Origin of the sequence: Bariatricus sp. HCP28S3_A7, from assembly GCF_052066375.1 — a bacterium.
Lineage (GTDB): Bacteria > Bacillota > Clostridia > Lachnospirales > Lachnospiraceae > Allocoprococcus.
Genome location: NZ_JBQHSG010000007.1, coordinates 126,933 through 146,798, shown reverse-complemented (window position 1 = coordinate 146,798; position 19,866 = coordinate 126,933). Strand labels below are relative to the sequence as shown.

Annotated in this window: 17 protein-coding genes, 1 pseudogene and 1 riboswitch; of the genes and pseudogenes, 12 read left to right on the top strand and 6 right to left on the bottom strand. The window is 42.3% G+C overall.

Going from position 1 to position 19,866, the window contains the following annotated elements; translation table 11 throughout:
* The first annotated feature begins 134 nt into the window (after nucleotides 1–134).
* From ACTNA4_RS07175 to ACTNA4_RS07165, 3 genes are all read left to right on the top strand, one after another.
* Complete coding sequence (locus tag ACTNA4_RS07175; protein WP_441029324.1) at nucleotides 135–1,364, top strand: helix-turn-helix domain-containing protein; 1,230 nt, start codon at nucleotides 135–137, stop codon at nucleotides 1,362–1,364.
* Between the two features lie 114 nt (nucleotides 1,365–1,478).
* Nucleotides 1,479–2,210, top strand: coding sequence for a DUF554 domain-containing protein (locus ACTNA4_RS07170; protein ID WP_427820560.1), 732 nt, complete (start codon nucleotides 1,479–1,481; stop codon nucleotides 2,208–2,210).
* Nucleotides 2,211–2,234: 24 nt separating this feature from the next.
* A complete protein-coding gene (locus ACTNA4_RS07165) occupies nucleotides 2,235–2,774 on the top strand; it encodes a Uma2 family endonuclease (protein WP_427805989.1) in 540 nt (179 codons plus the stop codon).
* A gap of 97 nt (nucleotides 2,775–2,871) precedes the next feature.
* On the opposite strand, the gene ACTNA4_RS07160 is transcribed toward ACTNA4_RS07165, so the two are convergent.
* Nucleotides 2,872–4,242, bottom strand: a complete 1,371-nt coding sequence (locus tag ACTNA4_RS07160) for an NAD(P)/FAD-dependent oxidoreductase (RefSeq protein WP_427820562.1) — start codon at nucleotides 4,240–4,242, stop codon at nucleotides 2,872–2,874.
* A gap of 341 nt (nucleotides 4,243–4,583) precedes the next feature.
* Here ACTNA4_RS07160 and ACTNA4_RS07155 point away from each other — a divergent pair, with 341 nt between their 5' ends.
* The 3 genes from ACTNA4_RS07155 to ACTNA4_RS07145 all read left to right on the top strand — a co-directional run bounded on the left by ACTNA4_RS07155 (nucleotide 4,584) and on the right by ACTNA4_RS07145 (nucleotide 6,848).
* Complete coding sequence (locus ACTNA4_RS07155) at nucleotides 4,584–5,108, top strand: nitroreductase family protein (protein WP_427805987.1); 525 nt, start codon at nucleotides 4,584–4,586, stop codon at nucleotides 5,106–5,108.
* 343 nt (nucleotides 5,109–5,451) lie between these two features.
* The gene (locus ACTNA4_RS07150) at nucleotides 5,452–6,507 is read left to right on the top strand and encodes a 3-isopropylmalate dehydrogenase (RefSeq protein WP_441029312.1); all 1,056 of its coding nucleotides are present in this window, start codon (nucleotides 5,452–5,454) and stop codon (nucleotides 6,505–6,507) included.
* Nucleotides 6,504–6,848, top strand: a complete 345-nt coding sequence (locus ACTNA4_RS07145) for a hypothetical protein (protein ID WP_441029307.1) — start codon at nucleotides 6,504–6,506, stop codon at nucleotides 6,846–6,848. The genes ACTNA4_RS07150 and ACTNA4_RS07145 overlap by 4 nt, the downstream gene beginning before the upstream one ends.
* A 180-nt stretch (nucleotides 6,849–7,028) precedes the next feature.
* Here ACTNA4_RS07145 and ACTNA4_RS07140 read toward each other — a convergent pair whose 3' ends face one another.
* Nucleotides 7,029–7,433, bottom strand: coding sequence for an HI0074 family nucleotidyltransferase substrate-binding subunit (locus ACTNA4_RS07140; RefSeq protein WP_427820566.1), 405 nt, complete (start codon nucleotides 7,431–7,433; stop codon nucleotides 7,029–7,031).
* Entirely contained in the window at nucleotides 7,420–7,731 is a 312-nt protein-coding gene (locus ACTNA4_RS07135; protein WP_427805984.1) for a nucleotidyltransferase family protein, read from the bottom strand. Before ACTNA4_RS07135 ends, ACTNA4_RS07140 begins: the two co-directional genes overlap by 14 nt.
* 527 nt (nucleotides 7,732–8,258) lie before the next feature.
* Between ACTNA4_RS07135 and ACTNA4_RS07130 the strand changes: the two genes are divergently transcribed.
* From ACTNA4_RS07130 to ACTNA4_RS07105, 6 genes and pseudogenes are all read left to right on the top strand, one after another.
* Nucleotides 8,259–8,792, top strand: coding sequence for a helix-turn-helix domain-containing protein (locus ACTNA4_RS07130; protein ID WP_427820567.1), 534 nt, complete (start codon nucleotides 8,259–8,261; stop codon nucleotides 8,790–8,792).
* Nucleotides 8,793–8,807: 15 nt separating this feature from the next.
* Nucleotides 8,808–9,881 (top strand): annotated as a pseudogene (locus ACTNA4_RS07125) (ABC transporter ATP-binding protein); the annotation flags it as partial.
* A 504-nt stretch (nucleotides 9,882–10,385) separates the two neighbouring features.
* Complete coding sequence (locus ACTNA4_RS07120; protein ID WP_427805982.1) at nucleotides 10,386–11,222, top strand: ABC transporter permease; 837 nt, start codon at nucleotides 10,386–10,388, stop codon at nucleotides 11,220–11,222.
* A 6-nt stretch (nucleotides 11,223–11,228) separates the two neighbouring features.
* The gene (locus tag ACTNA4_RS07115) at nucleotides 11,229–13,121 is read left to right on the top strand and encodes an extracellular solute-binding protein (RefSeq protein ID WP_441029305.1); all 1,893 of its coding nucleotides are present in this window, start codon (nucleotides 11,229–11,231) and stop codon (nucleotides 13,119–13,121) included.
* 153 nt (nucleotides 13,122–13,274) lie between these two features.
* Nucleotides 13,275–14,891, top strand: a complete 1,617-nt coding sequence (locus tag ACTNA4_RS07110; RefSeq protein ID WP_427820569.1) for an AAA family ATPase — start codon at nucleotides 13,275–13,277, stop codon at nucleotides 14,889–14,891.
* Nucleotides 14,892–14,969: 78 nt separating this feature from the next.
* Nucleotides 14,970–15,052: riboswitch (ZMP/ZTP riboswitch) on the top strand.
* 113 nt (nucleotides 15,053–15,165) lie between these two features.
* A complete protein-coding gene (locus tag ACTNA4_RS07105) occupies nucleotides 15,166–16,851 on the top strand; it encodes a formate--tetrahydrofolate ligase (protein WP_427805978.1) in 1,686 nt (561 codons plus the stop codon).
* A gap of 59 nt (nucleotides 16,852–16,910) precedes the next feature.
* Here ACTNA4_RS07105 and ACTNA4_RS07100 read toward each other — a convergent pair whose 3' ends face one another.
* From ACTNA4_RS07100 to iadA, 3 genes are read right to left on the bottom strand one after another with little or no spacing between them, the layout of a single operon-like run.
* Entirely contained in the window at nucleotides 16,911–17,840 is a 930-nt protein-coding gene (locus ACTNA4_RS07100; RefSeq protein ID WP_441029332.1) for an alpha/beta fold hydrolase, read from the bottom strand.
* A 24-nt stretch (nucleotides 17,841–17,864) separates the two neighbouring features.
* The gene (locus ACTNA4_RS07095) at nucleotides 17,865–18,707 is read right to left on the bottom strand and encodes a D-amino acid aminotransferase (RefSeq protein ID WP_427820572.1); all 843 of its coding nucleotides are present in this window, start codon (nucleotides 18,705–18,707) and stop codon (nucleotides 17,865–17,867) included.
* A 1-nt stretch (nucleotide 18,708) separates the two neighbouring features.
* Nucleotides 18,709–19,866: a beta-aspartyl-peptidase gene (gene iadA, locus ACTNA4_RS07090; protein ID WP_441029303.1), complete on the bottom strand. Its 1,158-nt coding sequence runs from the start codon at nucleotides 19,864–19,866 to the stop codon at nucleotides 18,709–18,711.

Sequence of the window (19,866 nt, the reverse complement as noted above, 5' to 3'; positions counted from 1 at the left end):
ACATTATACCAGAAAAAGGGAGGTCAATGCTCTTTTTATTTGCATTCTCCCATAAAATCAAGGTTTTTATTGAATTTTGGGACAAAAAAACAGGTAGTTTTTGACACTACCAAAATATGGAAGGAAGAATGAGAATGAAATACGATGCTACTCTAAAATTTTTTACAGATATCATGGAAAATATGCAGCTTGAAGTCAGGATTTTCAAAAAGCCGTATGGGGAAGTGGAAGAAATGGCAGGCGGAATACGCAAAATTGTGTTTCAGCTGATCGATTATGAAAAATATGCGTATCGTTTTTTCTCTTCCTGCAAGCCAAACACGATTTACAAAGTGTTTGATGAATTTCTGTTTAATTTTATCATCATGCTGCTTCCGGACACCGAAGTGCCGTCTTATATGGTCATCGGACCTTATACGATGAACCCGTGGACCGAAGATGCAATCTTAAATAAAGCGCAGGAATTTCATGTTTCATCCAGTCTCTATCCGGCATTTAAGGACTGTTATGAATCTGTTCCGATCGTGGTGGATTCCAGCACGCTTTTTATGTTGGTAAATGTGTTTGCGGAAAATATCTGGGGATCCAGGGATGCATTTACAATGCAGGAGTTAATCGGAGGAGCGGAGATCCTTCCTGAAGCCGGGAAGAGGGAGAAGGTTTTCATAGCTCCGGATGAACTGCAGATGAAAATGAAGAATCTGGAAGAAAAATATCTGTCAGAAAATGAAATGCTTCAGGCAGTTGCAAAAGGACAGCTCCATAAGATCGAGATGTATCTTGGCCGGATCAACCTGCAGACGGTAGAACAGCGGGTGGCGGACCGGACACGAAATGCCAAGAATTATGCGATCATCACAAACACGCTCTTGAGAAAAACGGTGGAAAATTGCGCGGTACATCCATTCCATATCGACAAAGTCTCAGCGGAGTTCGCAAAGAAAATCGAACTTCAGACTTCCGAAAAAGGGGTGACTTTGCTGATGAAAGAGATGGTGAGAAAATATACACTTCTTGTAAAGAATCATTCTCTTCGGGGATATTCTCCTGTTATAAGAAGGGTGATGATCAATATTGATTCCGATCTGGCCGCGGACTTAAGCCTCAGCAGGCAGGCACAGCTTCTGGAAGTGAATCCCAGTTATCTGTCAACCCTGTTTAAGAAAGAGACCGGTCTCACCCTGACAGAATACGTGACAAGAAAGAGGATTGGCCAGGCAATCTTTCTGCTTAACTCTACCAATATGCAGATTCAGACGGTGGCGGCGTATTGCGGAATTCCGGATCTTTGTTACTTTACGAAAACATTCAAAAAGCTTGTCGGAATGACTCCTACGGAGTACAGAGGGTATGTGATGCGATAGGAAAATGATTCTGGATATGATTGCTTGATCTGATTACTTGATTTGAAAAGAAAGGTTTGTTATCATGAATTTAGAGTTGCATATTCAGTGTGGAAACAGGAAGGAGGAACGTATATGCCAATCGGAATTATTGCCAATTCACTTTCTGTGATCGTTGGCGGTATTGTGGGGATGATAGCGGGAAACAGACTCTCAGCTGATTTCAAAGAAAAGTTAAATATGATCTTCGGCATTTGCGCTATGGGGATGGGCATCAGCTCAATTGCACTGATGGAGAACATGCCCGCAGTTATTTTTGCAGTGATTTTTGGAACATCGTTCGGATTGCTCATACATCTTGGAGAGAAGATTAACAAAGCGTCAAAAGGAATGGAAACGATCATCGGAAAGTTTATGAAATCCGGAAATCATGGGTTATCGGAAAAGGAATTTGAAGATACGCTTGTCACGGTAATCGTTTTGTTCTGCGCCAGCGGAACCGGTATATATGGTTCCATTATTTCAGGTATGAACGGCGATCACAGCATTTTGATAGCAAAATCGATTTTGGATTTTTTCACGGCTTTGATTTTTGCCTGCATTCTGGGAGGCGTGGTGGCCGTTATTGCAATTCCGCAGTTTCTCATTTTCTTTTTGATATTTTTGTTGGCAGGGATCATCTATCCACTGACGACGCCTGCAATGATCAATGATTTCAAGGCCTGCGGCGGATTCCTTCTTCTTGCTACAGGTTTTCGTATGATTAAAGTGAAAATGTTTCCGACAGCGGATATGATACCTGCGATGATACTTGTTATGCCCTGCAGTTGGATATGGGTTACATATATTATGCCGTTTGTCAGTTGATGGCATGGAAAGTGAGGATATGGTATGGCGTTAGCGAGTGAAAAGATCTATACGATTGAAGATATTTACAATTTACCGGAAGGGCAGAGGGCGGAATTGATTGATGGGCAGATTTATATGATGGCGCCTCCGAATAGACAACATCAGGAAATAGTCGGGGAACTATACAGAGAAATTTCAAATTATATACGTTCCAATCATGGATCATGTAAGCCATATATTGCGCCGTTTGCCGTATTTTTGAATGAAAATGATAAAAATTATGTTGAGCCGGATATTGCTGTTATCTGTGATAGAAATAAATTGAACGAAAAAGGCTGCCTGGGAGCACCGGACTGGATTATTGAAGTTGTTTCGCAAGGGAGCCAGCGTATGGATTATATGATAAAATTGTTCAAGTATCGAACGGCTGGGGTCAGGGAATATTGGATCGTTGATAGACAGAGAAACAGAATTACGGTGTACAATTTCCAGAACGATGACGTAAAAGAATTTTCTTTCTCGGATATGGTGAAGGCTGGAATATTTGAAGATTTTGAAATGGATTTTTCGAATGTTATTTGAAATTATCAAATAGGTAAGAAAAAGGGATGCTGCTTTGGGTGAAATGCATCCCTTTTTGATTGTGGTTTTTATTGAAGTTGCTATAAGTTTTTGCTTTTTAAGCCGTTCCCGTAATATGCCTTGCCACATACACCCCGCTTGCGGATGCGTGGGACAGGGAATGGGTCACACCGCTTCCGTCACCGATCACATACAGTCCTTTGTATGGCGTTTCCAGGTTTTCGTCAATATCCACTTCCATGTTATAAAACTTAACTTCTACGCCGTAGAGAAGGGTATCATCATTCGCGGTACCCGGTGCAATCTTATCCAGAGCATAGATCATCTCGATGATTCCGTCAAGGATTCGTTTCGGCAGTACCAGACTCAAATCTCCCGGAGTTGCGGCGAGTGTCGGGCGCACCAGTCCTTCTTCGATTCGTTTCTCATTGCTTCGTCTTCCTCGGATCAGATCCCCGAAACGCTGTACGATCACGCCGCCGCCCAACATATTTGACAGACGGGCAATACTTTCTCCGTATCCGTTGCTGTCTTTAAATGGCTCAGAGAAATGCTTGGAAACAAGCAGGGCGAAGTTTGTGTTCTCTGTCTGCTTTGCGGGATCTTCATAACTGTGTCCGTTTACGGTCACGATTCCTTTTGTATTTTCATTTACGACGATTCCGTTCGGATTCATGCAGAAGGTACGGACATTGTCCTCGAATTTCTCAGTGCGGTATACGATCTTGCTTTCGTAGAGTTCGTCGGTCAGGTGAGAGAAGATTTCAGCCGGAATTTCCACACGCACACCGATATCAACGCGGTTGGAGCTGGTCGGTATTTTCATTTCGCGACAGACTTTTTCCATCCATTTGCTACCGCTTCTACCTACGGATACAATACATTTTTCGCAGTCGTCAAACTGTTCGCCGCAGTATACGCGATAACCTCCGTCTGCCATCTCAAGGCGGTCAACCTGATAATTGAAGCGGAATTCAACCTTATCTTTCAGTTCAGCGTAAAGGTTTTCCAGAACCACATAATTGATGTCGGTTCCCAGATGACGGACAGAAGCATTCAGAAGATTCAGTTTGTTCTGCATGCAGAGCTTTTTGAATCGGGTTCCGGCTGTGGAGTACATACGCGTTCCCTCTCCGCCGTGTGTTACGTTGATTTCATCTACATATTCCATCAACTCGATTGCCTTTTTGCGCCCGATATGTTCGTAGAGTGTACCGCCAAAATCATTGGTAATATTGTATTTTCCATCAGAAAATGCACCTGCACCGCCAAAACCGCTCATGATTGCACACGTTTTGCAGTTTATGCAGGATTTTACTTTTTCGCCGTCGATTGGGCAGCGCCGTTTTTCGAGCGGGTTGCCCAGCTCAAATACGGCAATCTTTAAATCGGCATTCTGCTTTACTAATTCATATGCAGAAAAAATTCCCCCCGGTCCTGCGCCGATAATAATAATGTCATATTTCATAATGATCTCCTTTCGTCATGTGGTCTGTACAACATTTACAGAAGACACTTTTTTATAGGATATGCAGTTTCCCTAATAACATAAGGAACTCGCAGTCTTATTTTGGGGATAAGAATACGAGTTCCGATGTAGTCACTTCTTAACATTTCCTATTTGTCGTATATGTTTTTCTGCTCTTATCATAGCACAATTTATAGAGCGATTCCAGAGAGAAGTTTACACCATCGAAACGATATTGTAAATTGACAATTTGGAAATAAGAAAATAAAATTAAAGGAGAGAATTGCTGCAAACTATCTTAAAATAGCAAGATTAGAAGATAAGAAGAGAGGTAGAAGACGATGGAATTACTGGAACTTATGAGAACAAGACGCAGTGTCAGAAGCTACAAAGACGATGCAGTGTCAGAGGAAGATATCACAAAAATCTTACAGGCAGGTATGCTTTCCGCATCCGGTAAAGCGATCCGTCCATGGGATTTTATCGTAGTTGAAGATAAAGTAGTTCTTCAGAAAATGGCCGGATGCCGTGCAGGCTCTGTTAAAATGCTGAAAGAAGCAGCTTGCGCGATCGTTGTTGTCGGGAACGGTGATGCTTCTGATGTATGGATTGAGGACTGTTCAGCAGTCATGAGCAACATGCACTTGATGGCACATGCCCTCGGACTTGGAAGCTGTTGGGTACAGGGAAGACTCCGTAAAGCAGATGACGGAAGAGATACAGAAGAGTATGTAAGAGATATTCTCGGCTATCCGGAGAATTATAAACTCCTTGCAATCCTGACGGTAGGAGTACCGAACGAAGAAAAAGCAGCATATGAGCTGGATAAACTTCCGGTGGAGAAGATCCACAGAGAAAAATTCTAGAGAGAATATTTGGTAGATGACTTTTCAGAAGATGAGAAGAGTTTCATGAAAGTGAAGGTCTTCTCATCTTTTTTGCCATGCATACGCTAAAATGTGGTGGTAGACTGTTTTAAACGTCGAATTTTATCGAAATATCACTTTATTTATCGATTGGCAAAAGGCTATTGACATCGGTCGTTCTATTTTTTATATTGAATGTAATCAAAAAATCAGGAAAGCATTATTTTAGAGAGTGACATTGCGGAGAAACCAGTATAAAACACAAGAAAGTTTGCAATGAAAGTAACTAATTGTTTTTATTGCGCACGAAAAAAATAGTGTAATATACTGAAAGGAGAAATGGATGCAGGAAGTAAAACTGCAATGGCATTCAGCGTTTACCTCTGCGCTAAGAATTGAACTTGAGGAAAATGTGGATAATCTGCTAATAGAAGAGGAACACCTCCTGGGAAAGAAACCGATGCAGATAGATGTTCTGATTGTCAAAAAGGATGTCGGAATTCGTATTCGTAAGAATATTGGACGAATATTCAGGAAGCACAATATAATTGAATATAAATCGCCGGAAGACTATCTCAGTATTAACGATTTCTATAATGTATTTGGGTATGCCTGTCGTTATCAGGCAGATACGGATAAAGTAATGGAAATAGATCCGGAAGAAATTACAATTACATTTGTTGCCCATTCCTATCCAGGGAAGATGTTAGAACATCTGAAGAAAGTATGGCATATGCACATAGTAAAAAAGGAGGGCGGAATATATTATCTGACAGGAGCAGCGTTCCCGATTCAATTAGTGGTGACAAAGGAATTGTCCGATACAAATAATTTCTGGTTGAAAAGTATAAGGAACGATTATAAAGAAAAAGAAGAATTCATGGAGCTGCTTGACCGGTACGAGATGAAGAAGGAATCGGTTTATTATCAGGCTGTGATGGATATTATTCTTCGGGCAAACAGAAAAGTGATCGAGGAGGAACGGAAAGTTATGTGTGATGCGTTAAGAGAATTGTATGAAGAATGGTTTGCGGATGAATTGGAAATGAAGAGAAAAGCAGCAGTAGCTGAGGGACTTAAACAGGGACTTAAACAGGGAATTGAGCAGGGAATTGAGCAGGGAATTGAGCAGGGAATTGAGCAGGGAATTGAGCAGGGAATTGAGCAGGGAATTGAGCAGGGAATCGAGCAGGGAATCGAGCAGGGAATCGAGCAAGGTGCAGAACTAAGCTTACTTGAATTGATAGCTAAAAAGCTTAAAAAACATAAATCTCCGGAACAGATCGCAGAGGATTTGGAGGAAGATGTATCGGTCATTGAAAGAATTTGTAATGTAATGAAGGACTTCGCGCCGGAATATGATACGATTTCAATTTACAAACATATGCAGAAGATGTGAAATATAACAAGGGAATGCCGCTATATGCGGTGTTCCCTTTGTTATATCGTGAGGATGTACTCTCTGAGGCATGGAAACGAGTAAAAGCTAACAAAGGTTCCAGTGGTGTGGATGGTATCGAAATCGAGGATATTGAAACGATGGGAATCGAGAAATATCTAACAGAAATCAAAGAGGAACTGATGGATGGCAAATATAAACCATCCCCAGTAAGGCGGGTAATGATACCAAAACCAGACGGAAGTAAAAGACCTCTTGGAATACCAACGGTCAAAGCGCTGATATTGAGGAAGTGGAAGAAACGTCAGAAGGTGGATTTGGAGGGGCAACAACAACCATAGTCCGAACAGCCAAAACATCTTTTGAGGCAGCCAAAACAGAGAGCGTAAGCTCTCTGTTTTGCTGTCTGAACCTCACTAACCAAAGAAATTCCATAAAGTAAAAATGAAGAAAGTATCAGCCAAAACTTCCACGGTCCTGCATGGGACAAGTGGAATCTTGGGCGTCCCTTCCCCATCTGTCTAAATCGCTTCTAAAACATTCTCATATTTTTCCATAATATGTTCTTTCAAGGATATAAATGCAGGTATATAACTTTCTATAATAATCTGGACCAGGTTTCTGGCGGCTTCGCCATTATAAATATGTGTCATATCGTTACGTGACTTCAGCATAGAAAGCCATATGTCTTCATCAAGAAAATCATATATGGAATAAGCCGCCTTGATAATTTCCCTGGGTGAACCAGTGAGTGCAATGCTTTTCCCTTCATATCTCAACAGTTCTTTCAGAACTTTCCAACCCAGTTCAAATTGAATAAAGAATTTATCAATGATACCACTGATGATAAATTCATTTGTCAGGTCTTCATTCTGAGCTTTGGAAAGAATATTAAGGTTGGAAATAAAATTATCAAATTTTTTCATAAATAATCCTCCCTTCCTTTTCAATAGAATTTAGTAGTTTTTTGTCGACAGATTTATCTAGATCGACTACATCAAAATCCAACAGTGTCGAAGTCTCCTCCCTTGCTGCAAGTGTAAAACCTATAACATTTCCGCCGTGCACTGCAAGGTCAATGTCACTTGCGCGGTAAAAATCTCCACGTGCTCTGGAACCAAATAAGATGACTTGTTTTATTTGGTATTTTTGTGCAAAATTTATGATTTCTTCTAAAACAACCGGCTTAATACCTGTCTTGCCTATTTCTTTTAGATATTCCATAAAGGCTCCTCTTAATCATCATTTTTGTTATTTTACATTTTATCATTATTGCCCGGTAAAGTCATCTTATTCCGTGAAGATAAATTTCATCGAAACAAAAAAATATTTTTTTCTCACAGAGCAAGCAGAATCAGTGCCATAAAGCAACCAAAAAAGAGAGCAAACGCTCTCTTTTTCGCTGCCGAACACACACTACTATCTGAGGAAATCACAAAGCGTAAAAATGAAGAATTACCAGCCCAAGGTTCCGCCTGTCCCATGCAGGACCGTGGAAAACGCCGGCACTTGCTTGCAGAAGCCGCATTTAGCGGCGCCCCTGCAAGCGTAGTACCGCTGCGTTTTCCCCCGAGCGAAAGCGAGTCCTGCATGGGACAGGTGGAACCTTGGGCGTCCCTCCCCCATTTTCACACAAATTTCCCCTCCTTTTTTCACAAAACCACTTGCAATACCCCACCATATATGTATAATGTAATTTGTTCGGTAATTTTTAAAAAAAAGTATAGTATTATAAAACGGGAGGTATAATTTTGGATATCGGAAAGAAGCTGAAAGAGCTGCGGCTTGCGAATGACCTGACATTAGGTGATCTTGCATCGCGAAGCGAGCTGACGAAGGGATTTCTGTCCCAGGTGGAACGGAATCTTACCACGCCAAGTATCGCAACTCTTGAGGACATTCTGGAGGCGCTTGGAACCAATTTATCCGAGTTTTTTCACGAGGAAGAGGAAAAGCAGATCGTCTTTGGAACTCAGGATTTCTTTGAGGACATCCAGGATGATTACACGATAGAATGGGTTATCCCCAATGCGCTGAGAAATAAGATGGAGCCGATTTTGCTGACGCTTCATCCACATAAAAAAAGTAATGAATTACTGGCACATCAGGGCGAAGAGTTCGGTTATGTATTGAAAGGCAACGTGACGCTGGTTTGCGGTAATAAGAAATATAAGCTGAAAGCGCAGGAGACTTTCTACATGGACGGAACAAAGAGCCACTATTTGTACAATCACGGGAGTAGTGACGCGAAGGTGCTGTGGATCACAACACCACCGATGTTCTAGGAAGGAGAAGGTGATATGGAACAGAAGAAGCTGATTGAGTTTCGCAATATTGTGAAAAACTTTGATGGGCAGATTGTGTTAAAAGGAGTTAACCTTGACATTTATGAAAATGAATTTGTGACGTTATTGGGACCCAGCGGTTGTGGGAAGACGACACTTTTAAGAATCCTCGGAGGCTTTCTGGAAGCTGATGAGGGGAAAGTGATCTTTGATGGTGAGGAGATCAGCCAGAAACCGCCGTATGAACGCGAACTGAATACGGTTTTCCAGAAATACGCGCTGTTTCCACATCTCAGCGTGTATGAGAATATTGCATTTGGCTTGAAAATCAAGAAAATGAGTAAGGACGTTATTGAGCAGAAAGTCATGAAGATGCTCAAATTGATCGGTCTGGAAGGGTATGAGAACAAGAATACGACCCTTCTATCCGGAGGTCAGCAGCAGAGGGTTGCGATTGCAAGAGCGCTGGTAAATGAACCGAAGGTATTGCTTCTTGATGAGCCTCTGGCGGCTTTGGACTTAAAGCTTCGTAAGGAAATGCAGTACGAATTGAAGCGCATCCAGCAGGAAGTAGGGATTACCTTCATCTTTGTAACACATGATCAGGAAGAAGCGCTTACGATGTCGGACAAGATCGTGGTCATGAAAAACGGAGAGATCCAGCAAGTAGGCACGCCGGAAGAGATTTATAATGAACCGGCAAACCGTTATGTGGCAAATTTCATCGGAGAAAGCAATATTCTTCCGGGAGTTATGCTGGAGGATTACAAAGTTCGGTTTGATGATATCACCTTTGATTGTGTGGACTTTGGGTTCCGTGAAAACGAAAAAGTCGATGTTGTCATCCGCCCGGAAGACATTGATATCGTAGATGTAAAAGACGGTAAGATGACAGGTGAAGTCTTAAGTGTTCTCTTCAAAGGCGTACACTATGAAATCATTGTGGAAACGGTTCCGGGTACCAGTGTTACGGTCGATATGCGCGTGATCCATAACCATGATGTGACCAGTGAAGACGGAAAAGAAAAGATCAGTGCCAACAATTTCTATGTGGACGTGGAAGACGTACAGAATCTGGATGACAAGGAAATCGTCGCTCTTTCCAATGCACAGGCATGGAATCCGGAGACCGATGATTATATTTCCATTTCCAAAATTGAATACGATCTGAAAGAGGAAGAAGGACAGTATCCGGTTGTATTCTCTACCTCGAACGGAACCAGTATTGAGCGTACGATTTTCGTAGTCAATCAGCCGTTTGTTAAAAATGAAAAGGCAAATGAAGCGATCATGGCATTCAATTTCCAGAAAACGGTAGATGAGATCTTAGAGTCTCAGGCCCTGGATACGGATATTAAGACATGGGCTAATGCACAGGGCTGGAAACTGAGTGATGAAGATCAGAGCATTGACATCAGCGTGGATTATGATTTTGAACCGGAAAATGTAAAAGAAGGTATCTACAAGATTACATTCTCCACGCCGGGACGTGAATTCAAGATTCACACGACCGATTATTCGGAAGTAGGTCAGGAGGTCGGACTGACATTCTTCCCGGAAGATATTCATGTGATGTCAAGGATGGTATTTTAAATGAAACGCTTTTCACAGCTTGCAATCCCTTATATTGTGTGGGCCGCAATGATGCTGGTGCTTCCTATGGCTCTGATCGCACTTTATTCGATCACGGAACCGGGAAATTCCATCATTTCATTTTCCATCACACTGGATCACTACGTCAAATTTTTCACCGACCAGGATTTTTTGATTATACTTTGGCGTTCCATTTGGATTGCAGTTAAAACAACCATACTTTGTCTTCTTATCGGCTATCCGATTGCATATTTTATCGCGCGGAGCAGCGAAAAGGTCCAGAATATTCTGGTGCTTTGCGTAACGATTCCAATGTGGATCAACATGTTGGTAAGAACCTATGCATGGATCGGTCTTCTCAGTGAAGGTGGTCTGGTTCAGAGAATTGCGAGTTTTCTTGGATTTGGGGGAAAAGAATTGCTGTACACGGAAGGTGCCGTCCTTCTGGGCATGGTATATAACTTCCTTCCCTTCATGATTCTGCAGATCAATACGGCATTATGCAAAATGGACCATTCGCTTCTGGAGGCCAGTGCGGATCTGGGAGCGAACCCGGTACAGACCTTCCGGAGAGTGACGCTTCCGCTTTCACTTCCGGGAGTCATCAACGGAATCACACTGGTGTTTCTTCCGGCGGTCAGCTCTTTCTTTATTCCGAAGCTGCTCGGAGGCGGACAGTACTTCCTGATCGGTAATCTGATCGAGAATCAGTTTATCACCGTCGGAGAATGGAACTTCGGAAGTGCGATTTCCATGATAATGGCAGTGATCATGATGCTTCTGATGATGGTTGTGCGTAAGGTGGAAATCCGGAATCAGGGCGGAAAGGAGGAATAAGTCATCATGAAAAAGAACAACCGTATTTTCGGGAAAATACTTATGGCAGTGATGATCATTTTCTTCTATCTGCCGATCGTATATATGATTATTTTTTCCTTCAATGACGGAAAATCCCTTACTCATTTCACTGGATTTTCTTTGCGATGGTATGAGCATATGCTGGAATCCAGGGATATGATGGAGTCGCTTTATACGACATTTAGCATTGCAATAATAGCTACGGCAATATCAACGGTTGCTGGTACAATTGCAGCGATTGGGCTCAGCAAATCAAAGAAGATCGTGCGGGATGTGATGGAGCAGGTAGACAATCTCCCGCTTATGAATCCGGAGATTGTTACGGCGATTGGCTTTATGCTTTTATTTATCACGTTCAAAGTGGAAAAAGGTTATGTGACCATGCTGCTTGCACACATTGCATTTTGTATTCCCTATGTGATTCTGTCCGTTATGCCTAAGATCCGGTCGCTGGATCCGAATCTGGCAGATGCGGCCATGGATCTGGGAGCAACTCCGTGGCAGGCACTGACAAAAGTCATTGTGCCGCAGATCACACCGGGAATTGTTTCCGGAGCGCTGATTGCATTTACGATGTCTGTAGATGATTTTATCATTTCCTATTTCGTGACCGGAAGTGGTGTGAAGAACTTAAGTATTATGGTGTATACCATGAGTAAACGTGTTAATCCGAGTATCAATGCGATTTCAACATTGGTGGTTGTGATTATTACAATCGCGCTTCTCGTCATTAATGTGGTGCCGATGATTACAGCCCGCAAAGCGAAAAAGGCGGATATCGGACGAAAGAAGATGATGATTCCGGCGATCGGTGCAGTCTGTGTGATTTTGATTGCTGTGGGAATCTTCCGATTCGGCAGACAGGCAGATGCACGTCCGTTTGAAGGTCAGACTCTTTATGTGTACAATTGGGGTGAGTATACGGGCGAAAATATTCTGTCCGATTTCGAGGAAAAAACCGGTGCCAAAGTGGTTATGGAGAATTTTGATTCGAATGAACAGATGTACATCAAGGTGGCAAACGGAGAGGCTTACGATATCCTTGTTCCGAGTGATTACATGATTCAGAGACTGATTGAAGAGGATTATCTCCAGGAGCTGGATTACTCGAAATTGGATTGTCTGGATAATCTCGTTGACGATGTGAAGAATCTGCCATACGATCCGGGCAATAAGTACTCTATTCCATATTTCTGGGGAACAGTCGGCATCGTTTATGACACGACAAAAGTAGACCTGGAAGATCTGGAAAGAGAAGGCTTTAATATTTTCCTTGATGAGAAATATAAAGGAGATATTTATCTTTATGATTCAGAAAGAGATGAATTCATGATCGCTTTAAAGGCTCTCGGATATTCCATGAATACGGAAGATCCGGATGAACTTCAGAAAGCTTACGAATGGCTGGTACAGTGTGTACAGACCATGGAGCCTGAAATCGTTATGGATGAGATCATTGACAACATGGCGCAGGGCAGAAAGGCACTGGGACTTATTTATTCCGGGGATGCGACCTATATCATGTCTGAAAATGAAGATATGGGATATTACCTGCCGGAGAGTGGTACAAACCTGTGGTCTGATGCGATGGTTATCCCGAAAAATGCCAAGAACCCGGAGCTGGCACATGCATTTATCAATCATGTATGTGAGTATGAAGGTGCATATGATAACTCCAGTTATGTCGGATATACTTCGGCAAATAAGGAAGTGCTGGAAGATCTGTCCGGTGAAGGCGGAGATTTTGAAGGAATTGATGCATACATTCCAAGAAGCGGTTATGAACTGGACGAAGTATTCGTTTACAATGAGAATACGAGAAAAGAAATCAGTAATCTGTGGAGTAAGGTGAAGATTGCGGCTAGTAATGCAAATTAAGATAAGGTGTTTTGAAGAAGAGGCGGAGATGTCGCTGATAGCAGCGGCAGCTCCGCTTTTCAAGACGGGGGATACAATACAAAAGCGATTTACAAGTGATATTGGAAATGCTAAAATGTAATAAATGAATCAGATAGAAAGTGAAGTGTATAGATGGGTATATATGTGAATAGTAAAAATGCTTACGCACTATACAAAAAAGAAACGGCTAAACCATACTTTGTGGATAAAACTGTGTTGTTAAAGGAATTGTTCCCTTTAGTGGAAGAAGGAAGTCATTATTTATGCATAACGAGACCGAGGCGTTTTGGAAAAACGGTCATGGCTAATATGGTTGCTTCTTTTTTTTCAAAAGGACACAGAGCAAATGATGTTTTTCAGAATTTGCAGATTTATCAGGACAAAGATTATGAAAAATATCTTAATAAATATACGGTTATTCATATTATGTTTAATGATTTGCCACGAAATTGTAATTCATACAAACAGTATATTGATCGTATTGAAGAAACATTAATCAGGGACTTGAAAAAAGAATATCCGGATATGCCAATAGACGATCAGAATGCAGTGTGGGATACTCTTCTTGAAATATACGCCGAAAAACAAGATATAAATATTGTATTTGTTTTTGATGAGTGGGATTTTATTTTTCATCAGAAATTTGTTACGGAAGATGATAAGTTATCCTATTTACAATTCTTGAGAAATCTTTTGAAGGACAGACCGTACATTGCACTTGTATATATGACAGGAATTTTACCAATTGCCAAATATTCCAGTGGTTCTGAACTGAATATGTTTGCAGAATTTACTATGACGACGGAACAAAGATTTTCTGAATATTTTGGTTTTACAGACGAAGAAGTAGATGTGCTTTATTTGCGTTATATAGAAAATTGCGCATCAACCAAGATGGTTACAAGGGATGATTTACGGGAGTGGTATGATGGTTATCATACACGTAAAGGAGAACGATTGTATAATCCGCGTTCAATCGTGTTATCACTTTCTAATAATAATACAGGCAATTACTGGACAAGTTCAGGACCATATGATGAAATTTTTTATTATATTGAAAACAATATTGCTGATGTAAGAGAAGATTTAGCACTTATGGTATCAGGTATACCGGTACCCGCAAAAATTCAGGAATATGCAGCGACATCTATGAATTTGCAGACAAGAGATGAAATATTTTCTGCGATGGTGGTATATGGATTTTTGACATATGAAAATGGAAAAGTTATGATTCCCAACAAAGAGCTAATGGATAAATTTGCTGATATGTTAAAAAAGGAAGCTTCATTGGGTTATGTGTATCGATTGGCGAAAGAATCGGATCGAATGCTTAGAGCTACATTAGCCGGAGATACGGAAACGATGGCAGAAATTCTGGAGCTTGCACATGATACGGAAATACCGTTATTAAGCTATAATGACGAAACAGAATTAACAGCTGTTGTGAATCTTGTATATTTATCAGCAAGAGACAATTATCGTGTGGAACGAGAAGATAAGTCCGGTGTAGGATATGTGGATTTTATTTTTTATCCGGTAAATCGGGATGCGGATGGGATTATTTTGGAATTAAAGGTAGATCACAGTCCCGATGAAGCAATCAGGCAGATTAAAGATAAAAAATATATTCTACGTTTTACAGGGAAATTGGGTGAAGAACGTAAATGTGCAGGAAGAATTCTTGCGGTTGGAATTAGTTATAATAAAAAGCAGAAGAAACATGCCTGCAAAGTAGAAGTATTAAATTAGTAGGGTAGGATTCATAAGAGAATGCAGAATTAGGCTTGCATTTCCTGTGTGAGTATGATACGATGACGGTAGTTAAAGAAGAGTCCGGTCTACTGACGGAGAAAGCGTGGAGTACCACGGGGGAGCCGGATTCTGGAACGCCGACCGTCTGGGCAGCATATGTATTTTACATGTGTTGCCTTTTTTGTTCCTCTTTAACAGGACGATTTATCTAATATAACAGTAAATTTTATTTTTGGCAGCATTTACCTGCAAATGAAGAAGGGAGAAAAACATGGGATTCAAATCAGATATTGAAATCGCACAGGAATGTCAGATGTCACCGATTACTGAAATTGCAGCAAAGGCAGGCATTGATGACAAGTATTTAGAGCAGTACGGAAAATACAAAGCAAAAATTGATTACAATCTGTTAAAAGAAAGCGATAAAAAGGATGGAAAACTGATCCTTGTTACCGCAATCAACCCGACTCCGGCCGGAGAAGGAAAAACTACGACTACGATCGGACTTGCTGATGGTATGCAGAAGCTTGGCAAGAATGTTATGGTCGCACTTCGTGAGCCATCCCTTGGACCTGTATTTGGAGTAAAAGGCGGGGCAGCCGGCGGCGGATACGCGCAGGTTGTTCCGATGGAGGACATCAACCTTCATTTCACAGGAGATTTCCATGCAATCGGCGCAGCGAATAACCTTCTTGCAGCAATGATCGATAATCATATTTACCAGGGAAATGAATTGAATATTGATCCGAGAAAGATTACCTGGAAACGCTGCGTGGACATGAACGACCGTCAGCTTCGCTATGTGGTAGACGGACTTGGCGGAAAACCGAACGGAACTCCTCGTGAAGACGGATACGACATTACCGTTGCATCTGAGATCATGGCAGTTCTTTGTCTCGCAAAGGATATTACAGATTTAAAAGAACGTCTATCTCGTATCATCATCGGATACACATACGGAAAGATCGCAGACCAGAAGCCGGTAACAGCAGGCGATCTTCATGCAGAGGGAGCTATGGCTGCACTGCTTAAGGATGCTTTGAAACCGAACTTGGTACAGACACTTGAGAAAGTTCCGGCCATTGTACACGGCGGACCATTTGCAAATATTGCTCACGGATGTAACTCTGTAACTGCTACAAGAATGGCAATGAAGCTGGCTGATTATGCAATCACAGAAGCCGGATTTGGTGCGGATCTCGGAGCAGAGAAATTCCTTGATATCAAATGCCGTATGGCAGGAATCAAGCCAAATGCAGTTGTCATTGTAGCAACTGTTCGTGCTTTGAAATACAACGGCGGTGTAGCAAAAGCAGATCTCAATAACGAAAATCTGGAGGCGCTGGAAAAAGGGCTTCCGAACCTGCTGAAGCATGTAAGTAATATTAAAAATGTTTATAAGCTCCCGTGTGTTGTTGCGATCAATGCATTCCCGACCGATACAAAGGCTGAACTGGATCTGGTTGAAGCAAAATGTAAAGAGCTTGGCGTAAATGTTGCACTTTCTGAAGTATGGGCGAAAGGCGGCGAAGGCGGCGTGAAGCTTGCAGAAGAAGTGATTCGTCTCGCAGAAGAACCGAATGATTTCTCTTATTCTTATGAACTTGAGGGAAGTATTGAAGATAAATTAAATCAGATTGTTCAGAAGATTTATGGCGGCAAGCGTGTCGTACTGACGGCCCAGGCACAGAAACAGGCGAAAGAGCTGGAAGCTCTCGGCTTTGGAAACTGCCCGATCTGTGTGGCTAAGACACAGTACAGTCTGACAGATGATCCGACGAAACTTGGCGCTCCGACGGATTTTGAAGTTACGGTTCGTAACCTGAAGATTTCTGCAGGTGCAGGATTTATTGTTGCTCTTACCGGTGAGATCATGACAATGCCGGGGCTTCCGAAAGTTCCGGCAGCAGTAAGAATTGATGTGGATGAGACCGGAAAGATTACGGGGCTGTTCTAGATTAGTGTATGTTATCAAGATGAAAAACGGGCGGAAGATTGAATCTTCCGCCCGGATTTTTACTCGGCCAAAACTCCATCCATAAATGCAATGATTCCTGCTTCAACCTCGTCTTTTATATCCGCATAGTTATGGATCTCATGACGGTATCCGGAATAGAGCTTTGTCTTAACCTGATGTCCGGTTTTGACCAGCCAGTTCGAAACTTCACAGACTCCCTGACCGTATTCGCCGACAGGATCCTGATCTCCGGCGATATTGTAGATCGGGAGTGCAGTCGGTACTTTTTCTGCCCATTCGGTTCCGGTGATCACATCCATCATCTGGGTGAAGTACAGCAGAGACTGGTTATTTGTCGGTTTGGTAAAGGCATCAAACGGATCTTCCGCATGATCATGCTGTACATACGGATCAGCACAGATCCATTCATTTCCGATGCTGACTTCGCCGCATCTTTCGCACATCCATCCCAGAAGTGAACCAACAAATTCGGGGTTACAGCCTTTTCCATTTCCTTCGGCTACAATTTTTTCAAGCCCGGTCTGGGCTTCGGAAGCACCGCGGAAAATACCGGTGGTTCCGCAAATGGTTACACCTGCAAGATCGTCTCCGTATTTGGCGATGTAGTCTCTTGCGATGAAAGAGCCCATACTGTGTCCGAACAGGAAATAAGGCAGGTTCGGGTATTTCTCACAAACCAGTTCTTTCAGTGTGTGTTCATCCTCCATCATCGTGTGGACACCCTTGTCACCCCAGTCGCCCCAGGTATCATTTTCCAAAGCCGTTTTTCCGTGTCCTACATGATCGTCGGCAGCTACTATATAGCCGGCATCCAGAAACTTGACGATCATATGCAGATATCTTCTTGAATGCTCGCCAAAACCATGAATTACCTGGACAATTCCCTTTGGTTTGGCAGCCGGAACATAGATCCAGCCATAGACCTCATCGCGTTCATTGAAGGATTTGAATTTTACCTCGTGTAGTATAATAAACACCTCTTTCTTTTGAAATTATGTTGTTTCACTTATATATTTATCCAGATAACATTTCTGTATGAGTGCGACCAGTTCGGGAGCTTTTCCGCCGACAGGAGTTCCGTTCAGACTTTCTGCACTTACACAAAGCTTTGTTGAACTGGATACAAGTACTTCATCAGCTTCAAATAGCTGCTGCATAGTAAAAGAAGTTTCATCAACGGGGATGTTATTTGCCTTACAAATCTCAATGATATGTTTTCGGGTAATTCCCGGTAAAATATAATGGTCCGTGGGGTGTGTAATAAGTACTCCGTCTTTTATTATACTGATGTTGCTGTGCGCACATTCAGTAACGATATCTCCCCGGTGGAACACACATTCATCGCAACCTGCTTCTTCAGCTTTTTGAGCTGCAATACAATTGACCATCAGATTTAACGTTTTAATATTACAATGAAGAAAACGAGTATCTTCCGTTTCAGTCAAATGTAGTTTGTGTTCTTGATCTTTGAGCTTCATCGGCTTAATGGTAACCCATAAGTTCGCTTTCACATCAGCCTTTGGAAAGATGTGGTTGCGAGGAGCTGTTCCGCGTGTAACCTGCCAGTAAAGCATTTGCTCCGGAGAGTCCACTTTCCGGACTAATTCATTTAGAATTTCTGCCATTTCTGCTTTGGTATAAGGAATAGAGATACGAACCAGTCTGGCACTGTTGTAAAGTCTTTCCAAATGTTCGCTTAAAGCAAAGATTTTATGGTTATTTACCATGGTTGCTTCATAAACTCCATCACCAAAATAGCAGGCTCTGTCGTTGATGGGGATTCGCATCTCCTCGATCGCTGCGATTTCCCCGTTATAATAAGCTAAATCTTTCATTTTATTCAAATCTGCCTTTCATCAGAATTTCACCGTTCCACACGGCTGTTTTGCCTCTTGCAAAAACGCTTTCGATAGCGAGATGATCTCCGAGAACAAGAAGATCGGCGTCAGCCCCTTCCATGACACATCCTTTTTTCTCTTTCTGTCCCAGAACATTTGCCGGAGTAGTGGTAAGAAGTTTCAGTGCTTCCTCCAAAGGCAGCCCTCTGCGTACGAGACTCTGGATTGTCTGGTGCAGATATTTTGGAGAGGCATAGGTAAGTCCGATACATTCCCCGCGTTCATTAAATCTAGGCTGACTTCCAAAAGCATCGCTGGACATCGTTACGTGGTCGGCACTTACACCTTCACGTCCGAGGAGTTCCAGAATGAGTGCCGCATTCTGTTCCATTTCGTCTGGTGTACACCCTGCAGTACAATCCATATATCCACCTCGGCGCACCAGTTCGGCACCATCATCAATCAATTCCGGTGTGCGGAGCATATGGGTCGGAAGCAAGTTTTTAGGAGAAACGTCGGAGTGATCCAGTACGTAGAAAATAGGCTCCAGACGTCCTTTGCCACTTCCCATGTGCATAGTCACAATTCCGGCGGTGTTGCTCAAAAGTCCGGCTCTTCGGGCAGCGGTCGCAAGAGCAATAAGATCTTCTCCAGTCGGGTTGGAACTGCGGTGGTCTGATACAGCAACCTTAACACCAACCATAGGAGGAATCATCATAATATCCTTTTCGACACTTCCGGTCAGCGTTGTCGGCGGATAGCCATATGCACTTGTAAGAGTGTAGGCAGTGATACCTTCATCGTTCAGTGCTCTGGCCTTTGCAACCAGATTTTCAATACTTCGGGTAATACCATCGGTACCAAGAAGTCCGACTACGGTAGTAATACCATTTGTCGTAAATACACTAAGCTGTGATTCTGGAACACGTGAAGCCGGGCCCTGTTCTCCACCTCCGCCTGTAATATGAACATGAAGATCAATGTATCCCGGTGTCAGAATTTTTCCTTCCAGATCAAATGTCTCTACATCAGGAAGTCCTTCGTATCCCGTGATTTTTTCGGCAATTCGACAAATTTTCTCATCTACGATTAATAAATCTTTCTTACCAAGTGGAGTTGGTGCGTATACCTGAGCATTCTTAAATAATTTGATCAT

Excerpts from the sequence above, each read along its gene's own strand:
- ACTNA4_RS07175 (WP_441029324.1), top strand. The coding sequence starts at position 135 with ATGAAATACGATGCTACTCTAAAATTTTTTACAGATATCATGGAAAAT.
- ACTNA4_RS07170 (WP_427820560.1), top strand. The coding sequence starts at position 1,479 with ATGCCAATCGGAATTATTGCCAATTCACTTTCTGTGATCGTTGGCGGT.
- ACTNA4_RS07165 (WP_427805989.1), top strand. The coding sequence starts at position 2,235 with ATGGCGTTAGCGAGTGAAAAGATCTATACGATTGAAGATATTTACAAT.
- ACTNA4_RS07160 (WP_427820562.1), bottom strand. The coding sequence starts at position 4,242 with ATGAAATATGACATTATTATTATCGGCGCAGGACCGGGGGGAATTTTT.
- ACTNA4_RS07155 (WP_427805987.1), top strand. The coding sequence starts at position 4,584 with ATGGAATTACTGGAACTTATGAGAACAAGACGCAGTGTCAGAAGCTAC.
- ACTNA4_RS07150 (WP_441029312.1), top strand. The coding sequence starts at position 5,452 with ATGCAGGAAGTAAAACTGCAATGGCATTCAGCGTTTACCTCTGCGCTA.
- ACTNA4_RS07140 (WP_427820566.1), bottom strand. The coding sequence starts at position 7,433 with ATGAAAAAATTTGATAATTTTATTTCCAACCTTAATATTCTTTCCAAA.
- ACTNA4_RS07135 (WP_427805984.1), bottom strand. The coding sequence starts at position 7,731 with ATGGAATATCTAAAAGAAATAGGCAAGACAGGTATTAAGCCGGTTGTT.
- ACTNA4_RS07120 (WP_427805982.1), top strand. The coding sequence starts at position 10,386 with ATGAAACGCTTTTCACAGCTTGCAATCCCTTATATTGTGTGGGCCGCA.
- ACTNA4_RS07115 (WP_441029305.1), top strand. The coding sequence starts at position 11,229 with ATGAAAAAGAACAACCGTATTTTCGGGAAAATACTTATGGCAGTGATG.
- ACTNA4_RS07110 (WP_427820569.1), top strand. The coding sequence starts at position 13,275 with ATGGGTATATATGTGAATAGTAAAAATGCTTACGCACTATACAAAAAA.
- ACTNA4_RS07105 (WP_427805978.1), top strand. The coding sequence starts at position 15,166 with ATGGGATTCAAATCAGATATTGAAATCGCACAGGAATGTCAGATGTCA.
- ACTNA4_RS07095 (WP_427820572.1), bottom strand. The coding sequence starts at position 18,707 with ATGAAAGATTTAGCTTATTATAACGGGGAAATCGCAGCGATCGAGGAG.
- iadA (WP_441029303.1), bottom strand. The coding sequence starts at position 19,866 with ATGATCAAATTATTTAAGAATGCTCAGGTATACGCACCAACTCCACTT.